8 protein-coding genes are annotated in these 15,761 nt (G+C 56.6%); 2 read left to right on the top strand and 6 right to left on the bottom strand.

What is annotated here, in order from left to right; genetic code table 11:
* A complete protein-coding gene (locus tag NST44_RS12630; RefSeq protein ID WP_340899700.1) occupies positions 1 to 1,431 on the top strand; it encodes an MFS transporter in 1,431 nt (476 codons plus the stop codon).
* A complete protein-coding gene (locus NST44_RS12625; protein WP_251535303.1) occupies positions 1,425 to 2,543 on the top strand; it encodes a saccharopine dehydrogenase family protein in 1,119 nt (372 codons plus the stop codon). The genes NST44_RS12630 and NST44_RS12625 overlap by 7 nt, the downstream gene beginning before the upstream one ends.
* Positions 2,544 to 2,640: 97 nt before the next feature.
* Here NST44_RS12625 and NST44_RS12620 read toward each other — a convergent pair whose 3' ends face one another.
* The 6 genes from NST44_RS12620 to NST44_RS12595 all read right to left on the bottom strand — a co-directional run bounded on the left by NST44_RS12620 (position 2,641) and on the right by NST44_RS12595 (position 15,646).
* Positions 2,641 to 7,722, bottom strand: coding sequence for a choice-of-anchor I family protein (locus tag NST44_RS12620; RefSeq protein WP_340899696.1), 5,082 nt, complete (start codon positions 7,720 to 7,722; stop codon positions 2,641 to 2,643).
* Between the two features lie 385 nt (positions 7,723 to 8,107).
* Positions 8,108 to 10,453 (bottom strand): glycoside hydrolase family 3 N-terminal domain-containing protein, encoded by a 2,346-nt coding sequence (locus NST44_RS12615; RefSeq protein ID WP_340899694.1) that lies wholly within the window; start codon positions 10,451 to 10,453, stop codon positions 8,108 to 8,110.
* A gap of 39 nt (positions 10,454 to 10,492) precedes the next feature.
* Positions 10,493 to 12,094, bottom strand: coding sequence for a response regulator transcription factor (locus NST44_RS12610; RefSeq protein WP_251535306.1), 1,602 nt, complete (start codon positions 12,092 to 12,094; stop codon positions 10,493 to 10,495).
* Positions 12,072 to 13,889: a cache domain-containing sensor histidine kinase gene (locus NST44_RS12605; RefSeq protein ID WP_251535307.1), complete on the bottom strand. Its 1,818-nt coding sequence runs from the start codon at positions 13,887 to 13,889 to the stop codon at positions 12,072 to 12,074. Before NST44_RS12605 ends, NST44_RS12610 begins: the two co-directional genes overlap by 23 nt.
* A gap of 33 nt (positions 13,890 to 13,922) precedes the next feature.
* Positions 13,923 to 14,753 carry a carbohydrate ABC transporter permease gene (locus NST44_RS12600; RefSeq protein ID WP_007127479.1) on the bottom strand — a complete coding sequence of 277 codons (831 nt, stop codon included), beginning with the start codon at positions 14,751 to 14,753 and terminating at the stop codon, positions 13,923 to 13,925.
* 17 nt (positions 14,754 to 14,770) lie between these two features.
* Entirely contained in the window at positions 14,771 to 15,646 is an 876-nt protein-coding gene (locus NST44_RS12595; RefSeq protein WP_007127478.1) for a carbohydrate ABC transporter permease, read from the bottom strand.
* Positions 15,647 to 15,761 lie beyond the last annotated feature (115 nt).

Genomic DNA, 15,761 nt, shown 5'->3' with positions numbered 1-15,761 from the left:
ATGAATCTCGATACCAATCCGGCTCTCATCATTACAGCGAAACATCGATGGTGGCTCTTGTTTTCAATTTGTACTGGCGCATTTCTGTCCCATTTTACTGCCGGCGTTGTGAATGTATCGCTTCCTTCTCTTACATCGGTATTCCAAAAGGATTTGGATATCCTGCAGTGGATTACGACGGCATACTTGCTTGTCATTACGGCATTGCTGCCCATCATGGGGAAAATGGGCGACCGTTACGGGCATGGTCTCATTCATAATATGGGCTATTTGATCTTTGCCGTAAGCTCTCTTCTGATTGCCTTGTCTCCAAACGTCCTTGTCCTAGTCTCGTTTCGAATCCTCCAAGGGATTGGAGCCGCCATGTTTCAAGCAACCAATATTGCGCTGATCCAGCTTTGTTACCCTAAAGAACAAAGAGGCCGCGCCCTCGGCATCATGAGTTCGGTCGTCGCCCTCGGAGCCATGACCGGCCCGCTCGCCGGTGGACTCATTGCCGAACGGTTAAGCTGGCACTGGTTGTTCCTGGTACATCTGCCCGCTGCAGCCGGAGCGGCTGCACTCGCTTGGCGATTCATCCCCATGCAGCGTCCTAACGGCGATTTGCCATCCATAGACCGAGTCAGCGCATTGTTATTCGTTGCCATTGCCGCATCGGTGACTTATGGGTTATCCAGCGGGAATGCGCAGGGCTGGTTTTCCCCAATCATCCTTTCGGTTTTTGGCGGCGGCGGGTTCGTGCTCACTTTGTTCTTGCGGCGGGATTTGCGCATGCCCGTCCCCTTTTTGCCTTTGCAAGTTCTGCGCGTGCCTTCAGTCTCATCGGGGTTAGTCATAAGCTGTATCTCCTTTGTGCTGATTAATGCCGTATTGGTTGTCATGCCTTTTTATTTGTCCCATATGACCTCATATCCTCCCGTGTATATCGGCTTGATCATGACGGCTTATCCCCTGCTATTTGCCATATCCAGCCCGGTGTCCGGACATTTATCCGATCGAATCAATCCCCGGCTGCTCATGTTGACCGGACTCGCTTTTATCGTAACTGGACTTGCGGTTTTTTCTTGTTTTCTAGCTGATATGACGGTTCCCGGCTTGGTAGCCGTACTTGCCTGGATAGGGCTGGGCATGGGCTGCCTGGCTGCGCCAAACAACGGTTACATCATGCGCAGCGTCCTCTTCCGGTATGCCGGCTCGATTGGAGGCATGATTGCACTGACACGAAATGCCGGAATGGCCCTAGGTGCAGCATTAGGTCTCGGCATGGTAACCGGACATACGGGAACGGAGTTATCGTTTGCTGATTTTGAACGGATTTTTAGAATCAACGTGATCATCGGCCTATGCTCCTGCGCTGCTTTGGGTTATGGAGCGTACCTGGAGCGCCGAAGCAAGTCCATTTCTAAACAATCGGAGGAAACAGGATGTTGAAAGATAAAATCGTCGTCATTGGCGGATATGGCCAGGTTGGGCAAATGATATGCAACGACCTCGCCTTCTTCTATCCCGGCAAAGTCTTCGCTGCAGGAAGAAGTCAAGGGCGGGCGGAAGCATTCAGCCGCGCCACGCAGGGCCGCGTGGAGCCGCTGCGCATCGATGCGGATGCAGGCGTAGACCCCGCGTTGTTGTCCGAGGTTAAGCTGGTCATCATGTGCTTGGACCAACAGAATTCGTCATTCGTTCAAGCCTGTATCGGGCAAGGCATCCATTATATAGACCTTTCGGCGGATTATCGATTGCTGTCTCAAGTGGAGCTGCTGCATCCCCTGGCCGTTACTCATGGGGCTACCGCCATCCTGAGCGTCGGTCTTGCACCGGGCATGTCGAATCTTCTATCGCTCCATGCCAAGCAGCAATTGGATGTTACAGAGGCTATCTATATATCGCTTATGCTGGGTCTCGGAGATTCCCACGGTAAAGCGGCCATTGAATGGACCGTTGATAATTTGCGCTCCAACTTTACGACGATGGAGCAAGGGAAAGTGATACAGCATACCAGCTTTGCCGACGGGCGCAAAACGGATTTCGGCAACGGACAGGGCAGCCGCACAGCATATCGATTCAATTTTGCCGATCAGCATATATTGCCGCGTACGCTTCAAGTGCCAAGCGTATCGACACGGCTTTGCTTTGACCGCCCCTTCATCACCGGGTTATTATCCTGCCTCAAACGGATGGGCAGCCTCAAGCTGCTGAATATCCCCTGGATTCGGGATGCTGCTGTTAAAGCCTTTGCATCCATGCGGATCGGTAAGCCCATGTTCGCATTAAAAGTCGATGCGGTGGGTAAGAAGCAGGACCAGCCCGCGCTTGTGGAATGCTTCCTGCAAGGCGTTCACGAGGCCGAACTCACTGCAAAAGCGGCTGCAATCGTGGCTAGAAGGCTCTACACTTCCGATATGCCGCATGGCGTCTTTCATATCGAGCAGTTGTTCACCTATGATTCCTTCGTTGAAGAACTGCGGGAGATGGCGCATATATCATCACGGCTTCGCATCGGAACGTCGCCTGGCTCGGACCAGATGACAGAGACCTCAAGCTGAGAATAGCGAGCGAATATTTAGATGGTTAAGGGCTAACGCATTCTCCATAATTCAAATAACCGTCCCGATGGATTCCATCAGGACGGTTATTGCCGTTTTATTCTACGCCTTTATCCATAAAGCCCAGCGTTTGAAGTGTACGCATCAGGACCAGAGCAGCTTGCGCGCGGGTAACCGCCGCTTGTGCCGCGAATCGACCGCGGTGATCGCCCTGCACGATGTTCAGCTCCACCAGCTGGCTTATATCGTTCACGGCCCAAGCCGGAATTGACGCTTGATCCCGGAATGCAGCCGAATCTTCTTGCCCTCCGTCGTTACTAGGGACGGCGGCGGCCGCATTCATCGCACGATTCAGCATCACGGCCATCTCGGCGCGGGTCAAGGCGGCGTTCGGCGCGAACCTGCCCCCGCTGCCTTCGATGATGCCATGCTGGACGGCAGCGCCGATCTCTCCTGCATAAGCGTCACCTTCACGGACGTCGCGGAAGTCTCCGCCGCCCGTGATCGGGCTCAATCCCATTGCCCGTACGAGCAGCGCCGTAAACTCGGCCCGCGACATCTCCTTGCTTGGAGCGAACGAGGTCGCGCTGACGCCGTTTACCAGCAGGCGGGAAGCCATCGCTTCGATTTCCTTGCGGGCCCAGTGCCCGTTAAGATCTTCAAACGTTTTGCGGTATTCCAGCAATGTATAAATGCCGTTGCCCGCATGCTTGATTTCGACGGCAGGCTGTCCGTGCCAGGTCGTCTGCACGGCAGGGACGAACCGGAAGACACCCGCTGCCTCGTCATAGATCGCAACTGTGACTGAAGCCGGATTCGCGCCGGCCGGGAGCGGCAGGATTCGGCTTACCGGAAGCTTGCCGAAATCCTTGATCGGCTGCTCCTTGCCTTGCGGCCCCACTGCTGCGCCGATCCGAGCTCCGCCGTTTCCGGCCACCTTGGCCCCCATGGAAGCGGCCTTGCCGCTCATGGCAGATACCACCGCGCTGTCAACAGGCGTCACGGACAAGCTAACATTCCCCTCGCCCTTAAGCGCCTCAATCGGAAGGCGGATCGCACCAGACGCTGTTTCCAGCACCAGCTTCGCCTGCTTCGATTTCGCTGCCGCGCGGTTCACCCATGCTGCCGGAATAGACAGCTCCGCAGCACGGTTCGTTTCAGGAGCACGCACGACCAGCTCCTGCTGTTCCCCGGACAATGCGGCTACGGTCCTGTTCCAAGCCTCTTCTTTCAACGTGATCCGATCAACGGCACCGTCCGCCTTGATGATAAGATCGTTCCCCTCAAGGACACCGGAGGGCGCTGCTTCTCCGCCCGTTGCCGGCGGCGTTACAGACGGCGCAGTGCTGCTGCCTCCCGAGCCGCCGGAGCCGGATCCAGGGGCCGGGTCAGTCGTCCCGCCTCCGTTTCCGGGGTTTGCAGGTTTTTTCTGTTCGGTGATCCGCCCCTCCACTTTCGGTGACACCGTTCCGCCGAGCTTGCTCACATGCTCCATGAAAATTTCATAATCCGGATAACCCAAATCCTCGTTATACTTCCCTTCCGCAATCGCTTCGGCAAAGGATTTATAACCGTCTCCGCCGTTAGCTACAAAGCTGTTGGTCGCCATACGATAGCTCTCGGTCGGAACGAGCGGCTTGTAGCTGCCGTCCTTCATGATCATAATATCGTACACCCGGTCTCCAGCCGGAGCGGAAGGATCCCATTTAAACTTCATACCGGCAACTTGAGGGAATTTGCCTGGAAGATCCGCCAGCTTGGCCCCGCTGATTCCGTTCTCTAACCCGTCCTTCAGCTGCTGTCCGGTGAGGTCCAGGACAAACAAGGTGTTGCCGAACGGCATCACGGTCCGCAGCTCGCCCATCGTAATCTCGCCTTCGTCGATGGAGGCGCGAATCCCGCCGCCGTTCATCAGGGCGATGTCGGCGTTTTTAAGCTCTTTAGCTTTGGCGAGCATGCCGTCTGCGATCAGATTGCCCAGATTCGTCTCCTTCGAGCGGACATTCTGCCGCTCGCCGTCCAGCTTGACGGTTGCCGTGCCGATCACCTGCTTCATTAATTCGTCCAGCTCGGCTTTATAAGGAGCCAGCATCGCCTTCTCCTGCTCGTCCTCCTCCACGCTGGCGTCCACCGCCAGCAGCTTGCCGTCAACCTTGCCTTCCTCCGTCAAGACATTGCCGTGCTCATCAAATTCAAGGTCCACGCGGCCAAGATACTTGCCCCATTCATTCGCCTGCACGATGACGGTCGGCGTCTCATGCTGGCTGTCCGTCACAACTTCGGGGGCATCCAGCTTCGTATGGGTATGTCCGCCGACGATCAGGTCGATGCCTTCAACGGCTTCAGCCAGCTCCTTGTCCTTGGCATAGCCCAGGTGCGACAAGGCAATGATGATGTTCAGACCGTCCTTCTCCATCGCTTCGACTGTCGATTTGGCCGAGGCTGCCGCTTCATTGAAGATCACGTCTTTGCCCGGGCTCGAGGTCTCGGCCGTATCCTCGGTCGTGAGACCGAATATGCCGATCTTGTGCCCGTCCACCAGCATCGTCACATAAGGGTACACCCCGCTGTTCGCCGTCGTTTTCGGCTGGGCGGCATCCATGACGGCCGGCGGCTTGAGAAGATGCGAGATCGCTGCGTCCCGGCTGAGATCGACGTTAGCGCTCACCAGCGGGAACTGTGCCTTGGATACGAACTCCGCGAGCGCTTTGGTCCCCTGATCAAATTCATGGTTGCCGAACGTCATGGCGTCATAGCCCATGTAATTCATGAAAGCCAGATCGGCCAAACCGAACCATTTGGTAAAGTACAGGTCGCCCGAGAATACGTCACCTGCATCCAGGAGCAGGCTGTTGCCGCCTTCCTCACGCACCTGCTTCACCAGTGTTGCCCGTCTCGCCACATCGCCCAAATGGGCATGCGTATCATTGGTATGCATGACCGTCAGCTTCCAGCCTTCCTCATCGGCCGGACCGTCCGTTACGGTCACTTTAGCCTCCGCAGAGCCATAACCATCCTTACTCCGGACGGTAATCACGGCTTCCCCGGGAGTTAATGGAGTCACCGTTCCGCTCGCGTCCACGGTCGCAACCGCTTCTTCCGACGAGCTCCACTCCAGCTCGGAGGAGCCGCCATTCGAAGCTTCTACCGCTGCCTTCAGACCCACGGCGGCTCCGCCCGCAGTCAGCTTGAGCGAGGCTTGGTCAAGCGTGATCTTGGTAACCTGAAGCTCGAGCAGCGCCACGGTTCCGCTGACCTCATTGGCTACGAGCAGAAGCGGCCGCCCGGTCAGGCTATCCGACGCCGGGATAAACTCCAAGCCCTCGGGCCCGGAGTCCGAGGTGATCCCTCCCTCGAAATCCCGCGTATTGAAATAGTTCAGGAACTCGGGCACAGAAGGGTTCGTCACGTCATACGTCATCACGCCGCCGATGCGTTCCAAGCCGATGAAGGCCAGCGTTTTCGCTCCGACCTTGCCGACTGCTGCATATTCAGGCTCAGGACCTTTCTTCGAGCTTCGGCCGTCCATTTCGTTTTTGTCGTTGCTTACGTTAAAGTATTTGGGAAAGCGGTCTGCCGTAATTTTTTCAAAGTCGCTGCCGCTGTCATACACCTGGGACATGTCATCCGCGTTCCAAATGGAGAAGGAGCGCGCTCCGTACATATACAATCCGTCGCTTCCCATATCGCTCGCAACTTCAACCTTATCGTAGGTCGTTCCTTTATCCGCCAGAAATTGGGCTGCCGGAGAGGAAGGATCAAGCAGGGCCTTCATATCTCCTACTTTGCTTTCATTGGTGCGCTCATCCCAGCCCGTTGCGTCGCCTTCATTAGCGGACACGATAAACTGCTGCCCGCCCACGCTGTAAGTCGCGATGCCGTCCGGCATGTACATGCCGTAGAACGGAACGTTCTCGAACCTGATTTGCCCGTCCTTCAGCAGATCCAGCGCATGTTCCGGCTTGCTGAAATCTTTGTAGCCCAGACCTTTGACCGAACGAATCGTCTTCGCTGCCAGGTCCACTACGGCAATCGCATTGTTCTCCTGAAGGGAAACATATGCAGTCGTTTCGTCCTCCGAGAGGGAAATATACTCCGGCTCGAGATCGCGGATGGCGTCCGCCTTGGTGCCGGCGCTTCGGATTTGACCGTCCGCACCAACAGAGCCGCGGATATGTACCGTATCGTCAATGACCGACGGATCGTCGAATTTTAGATGCCTAACCTCATGGGTAACCGTGTCCACGATCGTAATGCTGCCTTCGGGATCGGGAGCGGTCTCGGTGCGGGGCTCGCCTTCATCCGCCGTCAGGAGATAACGCCCATCGGACGTGAATTTGATCATATCCGGCTGAACGCCGGTCTCATAAGTTTCCAGCAGAACCCCCTCGTAATCGAGCACGAGCACTTTGCCGGGCTTCGTGTGATCCAGCTCCTGGACCGCGATTGCGACCCGCTTGCTCTCGGTATTCACATCCACGCTCGTCAGATCGCCGTACTTGAAGCCATTCGTCTCGGCAAGCGCCTGGACGTCGATTCCCTTATCCTTCACAAGACTCCCGTTAGTCTCCAGCGAAATGATCTCCAAGCTGGCCGGCTGCGTCGAGCCGTTAACCAAATAAAGCTTGCGGTTCTCCTTGTTGTACTTGACGATTTCCGCCACGCCGCCATCCTTATTGAAAGTGCCAACAGCATAATGACCGATCATCTTCATGTCGAGCTTGTCCGCTGCCGAAACCGGTGTCTGGCGCAAGCCTAGTACCTGAAGCGTAAACTCCCGCCGTGCCGTGAACGGAACCGGGGAGCTGTCGGCAACCGTTACTTCTACGGAATGCAGGCCCTCTCTTCCCAGTGCCGGGACGCCCTCGATGATCCCGGTATCCGGGTTCATCGACAAGCCGGCAGGTAAACCTGCGGCAGCATATGTATAAGGTGCTTGTCCGCCGTATACATCGACCGTGACCGAATAAGGCTCGTTCACATAGGCTTCCGGATAATCTGTTTCCGTGATGCCAAAATCAGCGGCCATTGGAGCTGCGGCCTGCTGGGTTTGAACGTTGCGCGTTTGAGGCGCATCGACTCCCGCGTCTGCGAAAACGGTGCCAGTGGAAAATAATGAGGCAATCGTGATTTCCGCCGCCATGAACAGCGATACCGCCTTCATTTTTCTATACTTCAAATTCGGTTCCCCTCTTCCAATTCTATATTCAACTATAGAGTGTAAAGAGAGATTGTTAACGGCCGCTCAACGGAGATCACGGTTTATGTAAAGAAGGCATCATTTACTCGTTTTTTTCAGCCAAGATGCCCCAACCCTAACGTAACAACAAAGAAGCGCCTGCCGTTAAATCGGCAGGCGCTGTCTTTACGTCATTGTACCAGGCAAAATCCATCCGTTATCCGAAGGAGTCACGACTTCCAGGATATCGGAAGCTTTTCCGTTCTTGGCCACAAGGAAAAAGAAGTCCGTGAATGGAGTCGGTGATGCTTTTCCATCTATCGCAGCTCATTGCATTGCATAGCTTTGAGAATCTGCTTTTGCGGGATGACCCTCTAAGTAAGCCTTAGTTCAAAATCGCATTTCCGCTGCCTTCCCCCGTAATGATCAGCTCCGCCTTGGCGAGCTCCTGCGAACAACCGCCGATCCCGATTGTCACACGGCATGGCTCGACCGCAAACGACATCTCCCGGTTCCAGAAAGCCAGTTCCTCCCGGCCCAAGCTGAAGGTAACGTCCCGCTCCTCGCCGGGTGCCAGCTCCAGCTTTCGGAACGCCTTCAGCTCGGCAATGCGGCGGGTAATGCCCGATTCGCGGGCCGAGATATACAGCTGAACGGTTTCCGCTCCGGGGCTACGGCCCGTGTTGGCGAGCCGGACCGTCACGGCGACTTTCCTGCCCTCCTGCAGCTCGAACACCGAGATTTCACCCCGCGATAGCCGAACGTCCCCGTACCGGAATTCCGTGTAGCTTAGCCCGTAACCGAATGGATAAAGCGGGGCGGACGGCATATCCACGTACACACGCGGCCGGCCGGGATCCTTCTGGTTGTAATACACCGGCAGCTGTGCGGCGGAACGCGGAATCGATACGGGCAGTTTGCCGCTCGGGTTCGCCTTGCCGAACAGCAGCTCGCCGATTGCGGCGCCCCCTTCCGGCCCCGGATACCAAGCGCACAGCACGGCCTCGCAGTGCTCGACCACGCCGGCGAGCGCATGCGGACGCCCTTGGATGAGCACCAGGGCTACCGGCGTTCCCGTCGCGGCCACTTCCTCCAGCAGCCTCTGCTGCAGGCCGCCCAGCGCAAGATCAGCCAGGTCGACGCCCTCTCCGCAGTCCATCTCGGAAGGATTGCTCGTTTCGCCTTCGGGGACGATAGCCTCGCCATTGCTGTCGAACATCCCGTCAAAGCGGCGGGCGCTGCTGCCGCCCAGCACGAGCACGCAGACGTCCGCCCCCTTCGCCGCCTCCACGGCCTCGGCCAGGCCCTCCTCGGACATATCGCGAATGCCGCAGCCCTTGGCGTAGACGATGTCCGCGTTTGCAGGTGCAGCCATGCGCATGCCCTGCAGCACTGTAATCCCGGTGCCTTCGCGTTGAACGCTCGTATAATCGCCGAGCTGATTGTAGAGCTGATCGGCGTTGGGGCCGATCACCGCGATGCGGCGGCGCTCCTCGCCCAAAGGCAGCAGGCCGCCTTCGTTCTTCAGCAGAACGGCGGATTCCCTGGCCACCTGCCGGTTCAACTCGCGGAATTCGGAACGGCCGACAATGGAGATCGGGCCGCTCTCGCTGACATATGGATGGTCAAACAGTCCCAGCCTGAACTTCAGACAAAGCACCCTACGCACCGCACGGTCGATGTCCGCTTCCCGAACGAGCCCCTGCCGTACTGCGCCTTCCAGCGTCGAGAATGCCGTATCCCATAGGCTGAGATCCACGCCCGAGTCCAGGGCGAGCGCTGCGGCGGACTCGTAGCTGCCTGTCAGCGCCAGAAGCCGGTCGATTGCGACGCCGTCGGCCATGACGATGCCGTCAAAGCCCCACTCCTCGCGAAGGATGCCGGTTAACAGCCGCTTATTCGCATGGCAGGGCACGCCGTCGATCTCGTTGTACGCCGCCATGAAACCGGCGGCGCCGGCCGCCTTCCCGGCCATGGCGGCAGGAAGGTGGATTTCGCGCAGCTCGCGCTCCCCGATCGGAGCCGGTCCCGCATTGCGCCCGCCCTGCGCGGTGCCTTGGGCGCATAGATGCTTGAGCACGACCGCGACTTTATCCGGCCCGGCCATCTCCTCCGGCGTCTCGCCCTGCATACCCCGCACGGCCGCTTCCGTAAACCGGGCCGCCAAGTACGGATCCTCGCCGTAGCATTCCTCGGACCGGCCCCAGCGCGGATCGTGGAGGATGTCGAGCGCCGACACGAGGCCGATATGCGCTCCGCGGCTCCGGATCTCGGCGGCCGCCAAACCATAAGCCCGCTGAAGCAGCGTCGGATTCCAGGTAGCCCCCGCGGCAAGGTTGACCGGAAGCAGCGTCCCGTCCAGCGCCTGATGCCCATGCGGACACTCCTCCGCCAGCAGCACCGGAATGCCGAGCCGGGTATGCTCCATCACGTACCGCTGCACCATATTAGCCGCTTTCGCGCTCTCCGCCGCCGTAATGCCGTTGCCGTAGTGGACACCGGACCACGGATCGCTGCGGAACAGCCCGTAAAGCGCGCCCATGCCGCCGCCCCAAGCCACCTCGGCCTTGAACGCTTCGGTCAGATGGAACCCGTCGTCCTTTTTAACATAGGCGTTCCACCCATACATTCGCTGGTTCAGCTGTCCTACCTTCTCCGTCAACGTCATTCTTCCGAGCAAATCCTCGATTCGCTCTTCCAACGGCACTCGGGCAGACTTATATTTTTCCATCTTTTCATTCCCCCGCTTCATCGATGTGGGCTTCGGCCCTTAATGCACCCTGCCGCCCGCGTCCCTCGCGGCGCTGAGTCCGCGGTACTCCTTCGGCGTCATCCCTGTGTACGTTTTGAATACGGATACAAAATATTTGTATTCTTTATACCCTACTTTGTCCGCAATCTCAAACACTTTGTCATGCGTCGTGGCCAAGAGCTCTTTCGCATGCTCCATCCGCATTTCGTTCATATATTCCGTAAAGCCCTTTCCCGTGCTCTGCTTAAAAATATAGCTGAAGTAGCTGGGCGTTATTTTCAGCCAAGACGCCACTTCAGAGGCCTTTAAATCGGCTCGGTAATGCTCGTTCATATACTTTTTTGCCTTTTCGATGATCCAGTACGATTTATCCATGCCGGACCGCTCGATGAACTTCAGCCATTCCCGCATATGTCCCTGCACGAGACGCTCCAATGAGCCATAAGAGTTGAAGTGGTTCATATCCGGGCTTGCCAGATGGACATCATCTAGCCCGGTCTGGCCGCTTCTCCGCATTCGCTGCCTTATCAACACGGCCAATTCTTCATATGCGATCCACAGTTCCTCCGGCAAAAACCGCTTTTCCCGGAAAAAAGCGAACATTTCCGCAACGAGCGCATCCAGTTCGTTATGATCCCGCTTGAGCATTGCCGCCATCAGATTCCGTGCCGCAGCCTCCGCATCGAAGTCGGCTGTGGCTGTACCCGGGCCGCGCCCGGCCGTGCGCGGGTAATCCGGAAGCAGCACCGTCTTATTCTCCAGCAAATGATAAGGCAGCAGGCGGCTAGCCTCCGCGCACCGCTCGGCCGTCTCTGTCAAATCGCCGTAGGGCCCGGAAGCTCCGCAACATATCCCGGCCTTCTGCAGCACGGGCTCGGCCGCCTCCAGCAGACGGTCCCAGGCAGCGAGATCCATTCGGATCTCGGATACGATCAGCGTATACAACAGATTTTCGTGGTCAAATACAGAAATCAAGCGGAGAAAAGGACAACGCAGCTCTGCATGCAGCCGATCCACCCAATCGTCCTGAATCTCGTCGTAATGTTCCGGAGGCTGCTCACCGAACCGTTCCATAAACCGTACCATCTGGGTTGCCAGCACGCGAAATTCCGCTCCATGAAGAGACGGCGGGGCTTCTTTGCCGTAAGCAGTCCCTTGACGCGCCATATTCGACAGCCATAATTTCGCTTCCTGGATGCCCCCGTCTCTTTCCCGACCCCGAACGCCTTCGACAATGGCCTTGACGACTTCCGTCAATTCATCGATATCGACCGGCTTCAGCAGGTAGTCGCTAACGCCGAGACGAATCGCCTGACGCGCGTATTCAAAATCCTCGTAGCCGCTGATCATGACGATGCGGACATTCGGAAACCGCTCCTTCAAGCGCTCCGCCAGCTCAAGTCCGTCCATCCCCTCCATGCGGATGTCGGACAAGACGACATTCACGTCTCGCTCCCCGACGAGCCGCAGTGCCTCCGCCCCGTCATAGGCTACGTCCACGACCCGGACGCCAAGACGCTCCCAATCGATCGTGCGCCGCAATCCTTCGCAGATGACCGGCTCGTCGTCCACGATCAGCATATTGACAAGCTTGCCCCTAACCGTCCATTGATTGTCCATGCTTATCACCGCCTTGATCTTGAATATCTCCCCCAGGAAGCCTCAGCCTGACCCAGGTGCCTTTTGAGGAAGTGCTGACCAACTCGAGCCCATAGCCGGGTCCGAAAAAGATCGAAAGCCGCTCATGAATATTGGACATCGCTCCCTGCCGGCCCCCTTCCCTGGCCCTCCCCTGAAGCGATGACATCACCTCTTGGCGGCGAACGGCCGGCATTCCCTTGCCGTTGTCGATCACGTCGATCACGATTTCATCGGCGACCCGGGAAGCGTTCACGAGGATGTCATTCATCGGTTTGCCCCGGTCATACCCGTGCTTGAGGAAATTTTCCACCAGCGGCTGGATGGTCGCTTTCAGCATTGGCGTATCCTCCAGGCCTTCTTCCATCGATAACGTATAGGTCAGCTTGTCACCAAGACGTCGCTGCTGCAGATACAGATACGATTGAACGAACTCCATCTCCCGGCGCAGCGTCGTCCGGTAGCTGCCGTTATTAACGCTGGCGCGGAAGAACTTGGACAGCATTTCGATCAGCTGGCTCGATTTTTCCGCTTGCTCTAATCTAGCCGTCCAACGGATCATGTCCAGCGTATTGTAAAGAAAGTGCGGATCCATCTGGTTCTGCATCAGCTTCAGCTCGGACTCGCGCTCCCGGAGCTCCAGCTTGTACTTATGCTCGATCAATTGCTGGATGGTGGCAACCATTTCGTTGAACGTCCGGTTCAGCTCCGCGATTTCATCCCGGGATTGGATCGGCACGCGGGCGTTGAAGTCCCCGTAGGCGACTCGGCTCGCCTCCTTCTTCAGCCGCAGTATCGGAGTGATGATCGTATAATGAAAGCCGATCAGCGCCGTCAAACCGAGCAGCAAAATCGCGGCCAGTATGAACAGCATCAGCATTTTGACGCCGCGGAACTCCTCCGCCACGGTAGCCTCGGGAATCAAGGCCACGACGTTCCAGCCCGTGCTTTCGATCGGCTTGTACAAGGTTAAATAGCGTTTGCCTTCAACCGGATAATGAAAGAAGCCTTCCCTTCCGGAGGAAAGCTTGTTCACCAGCGTTTCGTCGGGCGCAAATTGTTCGCTCAATGCGCCGCGGGAGCCGAGTACGATCTGACCCTGTTCCCCAACGATGAACACGCTTCCCTGATCCTCCTCGAAAATCCCCTTCTCGAGCAGATTGACGATGCCGGCCTCGTCCATGCGGATGGTCAGCCTGCCTAGCGGCTTCGTAATGTCATTGTACGAATTCAAAATCCGGAACATCGAGAGGAGGCGGGTGGGCCCGTACCAATCGCTGTTCAGGCTGTACCCCTCCGTCCAGACAATGCCCCCCTTGCGGGCCTCGGCCTGACGCACCCACATCGATTCATCCCCGCTGAACGGCTCGCCCATCTCGATGAAACTTCCGTTATAGCCGGAAATTTCGATCGAGCGGATATAGCTCCGGGACATGAGCTGAAAGGTAAGGAATTCTTCGATGTTGCGCTTGAGATTGGCCTGCTGGCCGCTGCTTAGGGGAGGTGATGGCCTCAGGAAGGACCGCATATCCGGACTTAGGATGAGATAGTTGGCGATATCCTCCACCATTTTGGTTTGCTCGCCGAGCTGGCTCGCGACGTTATCCAAATTCCGTTTGGTAGAGTTCATGAATTGGTCCATCAGGACTTGATTGAATTTATATTGAGCGACGACGCCGACGCCGAACGTAGGCAAAATGACGAAGAGAAGAAAAATGGCGAGCGCTTTCCGCTTCAAGCCGAAATTTCCCAGGTATTTTCCGTAACGGGTCTTCATGCTGTTCTCCCCTTCCATCCGCCTACCCGCGCACTAGCCTTTGACCGCGCCTGCCGTCATTCCGTTCACGAGCTGCTTCTGCAGCAGCAGGTAGAAGATCAGGATCGGAATGAGCGCGATCGTCAGAGCCGCCATTTGAAGCGTAAGGCTCGCCGTTTCAATGCCGGCGAAATTGGCCAGCCCGAGCGGCAGCGTTTTGAGCTCCGTCGAAGTGATCAGGACCAGCGCAAACAGATACTCGTTCCAATTATAAATAAAGTTCAATATAATGACCGTCGCCAGAGCCGGCCGGGTAATCGGCAAAATAATTGACCAGAAGATGCGATACACCCCCGCCCCGTCCATGACGCCCGACTCTTCCAGATCTTTAGGGAATCCCCGCATAAAGCCCTCTAGGATAAACACGGTCAATGACAAGTGAAAAGCCGTATACGGCAAAATCAGCGACCAGTACGTATCGAGCAATTGCAGCTTTTGCATAATCAAAAAGATCGGGATCAAGGTTGCATGAATCGGCACCAGCATCCCCAGCAAGAACAAGCTATAAGTCACGCCCCGCAGCTTGAACTGGAAGCGGGAAAGGAAATATGCCGCAAGTGCTCCCAGCAGCACCGTAATGATCAGGGAAGCAAACGTGATGATAATGCTGTTCAAAAAATAGACGTCCATGTTCGCAACTTCCCAAGCCTTGGCGTAGTTCGAAAACTGCAGCGTATGCGGCAGCGAAAACGGCGAGGCGGCATATTCCTGCTCCTCCTTGAAGGAGTTGACCACCATCCAAAAGAGCGGGATTATATTCATAATAGCGAACAGGCCCAAAAATGTGTATGCGAATAACTGGAACAGGCCCGACTTTCTCTTCATGGCGTTTCCTCCTTTCGTTAAGCGTCCTTCTCCCGGCCGACCCGATTGATGAGCGTAATGACGATCAGGCTGAACAGCAGAACCAGGATGGATACCGCACTGCCGTAACCGTAACGCATGTTGATGAACGCGCTGTTGTACATGTAGATGGTCATAACTTCCGTCTGGTGCGCCGGGCCGCCGCCCGTCAGGATCTGAATGAGGTCGAAAACGCGGAACGAGTTGCTGATGCTGTATACCACGCCGACCATAATCGTTCCCCGGATCATCGGAATCGTAATCCGCAGCGTTCGCTTCAGGCCGGTGGCCCCGTCCAGCTCCGCAGCCTCGTTGACTTCCTCCGGAATGTTCTGCAGTGCAGCCAGGAAGATCACCATATAAAGGCCGCAGTTCTGCCAAATATAGGCGATGCTGATCGACAGCATCGACCATGTCGAATCCCCCAGCCAATTCTGCTTCCAGCCGTCCAGCCCAATCATGCCGAGCAGGTTGTTCAGCATGCCGTATTCGGTGTTGTACACCATGCCCCAGATGAGGGAGACCATGACCGAGGAAATGACGACCGGCATGAATCCGATGGTTCGGAACAAACCGGACCCTTTCATGCCTCGGTTAAGCAGCAGGGCAAGCAGCAGGCCGAGCGGAATTTGTCCGATCAGGCCGGTCACCATGATGATGACGTTGTTTTTCACCGAAAGCCAAAATGTGTCGTCGCCCAAAATTTTTACATAATTATCAAGCCCGGCGAAAGTCATCGAGCCGATCCCGTTCCAGTTCATCAGGGAATAATACAAGGACAACCCGATCGGAACGATGGCAATGCCCAGATAGATGATCAGCGCCGGAAACAAACCGAGGAATATGGCGAGTTTGGTTCCTCTTAGCGTTTGCATCAGGGTTCCTCCTTTGTTGCACCCCTGCCCAACCCCCGAAGAAGGAAGAAAACCCGTTGAAGTTCGGGTTTTCCACATCGTTTCGGATTTGGGCAACAGGATGAATGATTGAATG

This window comes from Paenibacillus sp. FSL W8-0919, assembly GCF_038003785.1.
In the GTDB taxonomy this organism is placed as follows: domain Bacteria; phylum Bacillota; class Bacilli; order Paenibacillales; family Paenibacillaceae; genus Paenibacillus_AQ; species Paenibacillus_AQ lactis.
Note: the sequence above shows the minus strand (reverse complement) of the source record. Positions and strands in the feature narration are given on the sequence as shown.

Bases quoted from the DNA above. Each gene is read 5' to 3' on its own strand.
- NST44_RS12630 (WP_340899700.1), top strand. From the start codon at position 1: ATGAATCTCGATACCAATCCGGCTCTCATCATTACAGCGAAACATCGA.
- NST44_RS12625 (WP_251535303.1), top strand. From the start codon at position 1,425: ATGTTGAAAGATAAAATCGTCGTCATTGGCGGATATGGCCAGGTTGGG.
- NST44_RS12615 (WP_340899694.1), bottom strand. From the start codon at position 10,453: ATGGAAAAATATAAGTCTGCCCGAGTGCCGTTGGAAGAGCGAATCGAG.
- NST44_RS12610 (WP_251535306.1), bottom strand. From the start codon at position 12,094: ATGGACAATCAATGGACGGTTAGGGGCAAGCTTGTCAATATGCTGATC.
- NST44_RS12605 (WP_251535307.1), bottom strand. From the start codon at position 13,889: ATGAAGACCCGTTACGGAAAATACCTGGGAAATTTCGGCTTGAAGCGG.
- NST44_RS12600 (WP_007127479.1), bottom strand. From the start codon at position 14,753: ATGAAGAGAAAGTCGGGCCTGTTCCAGTTATTCGCATACACATTTTTG.
- NST44_RS12595 (WP_007127478.1), bottom strand. From the start codon at position 15,646: ATGCAAACGCTAAGAGGAACCAAACTCGCCATATTCCTCGGTTTGTTT.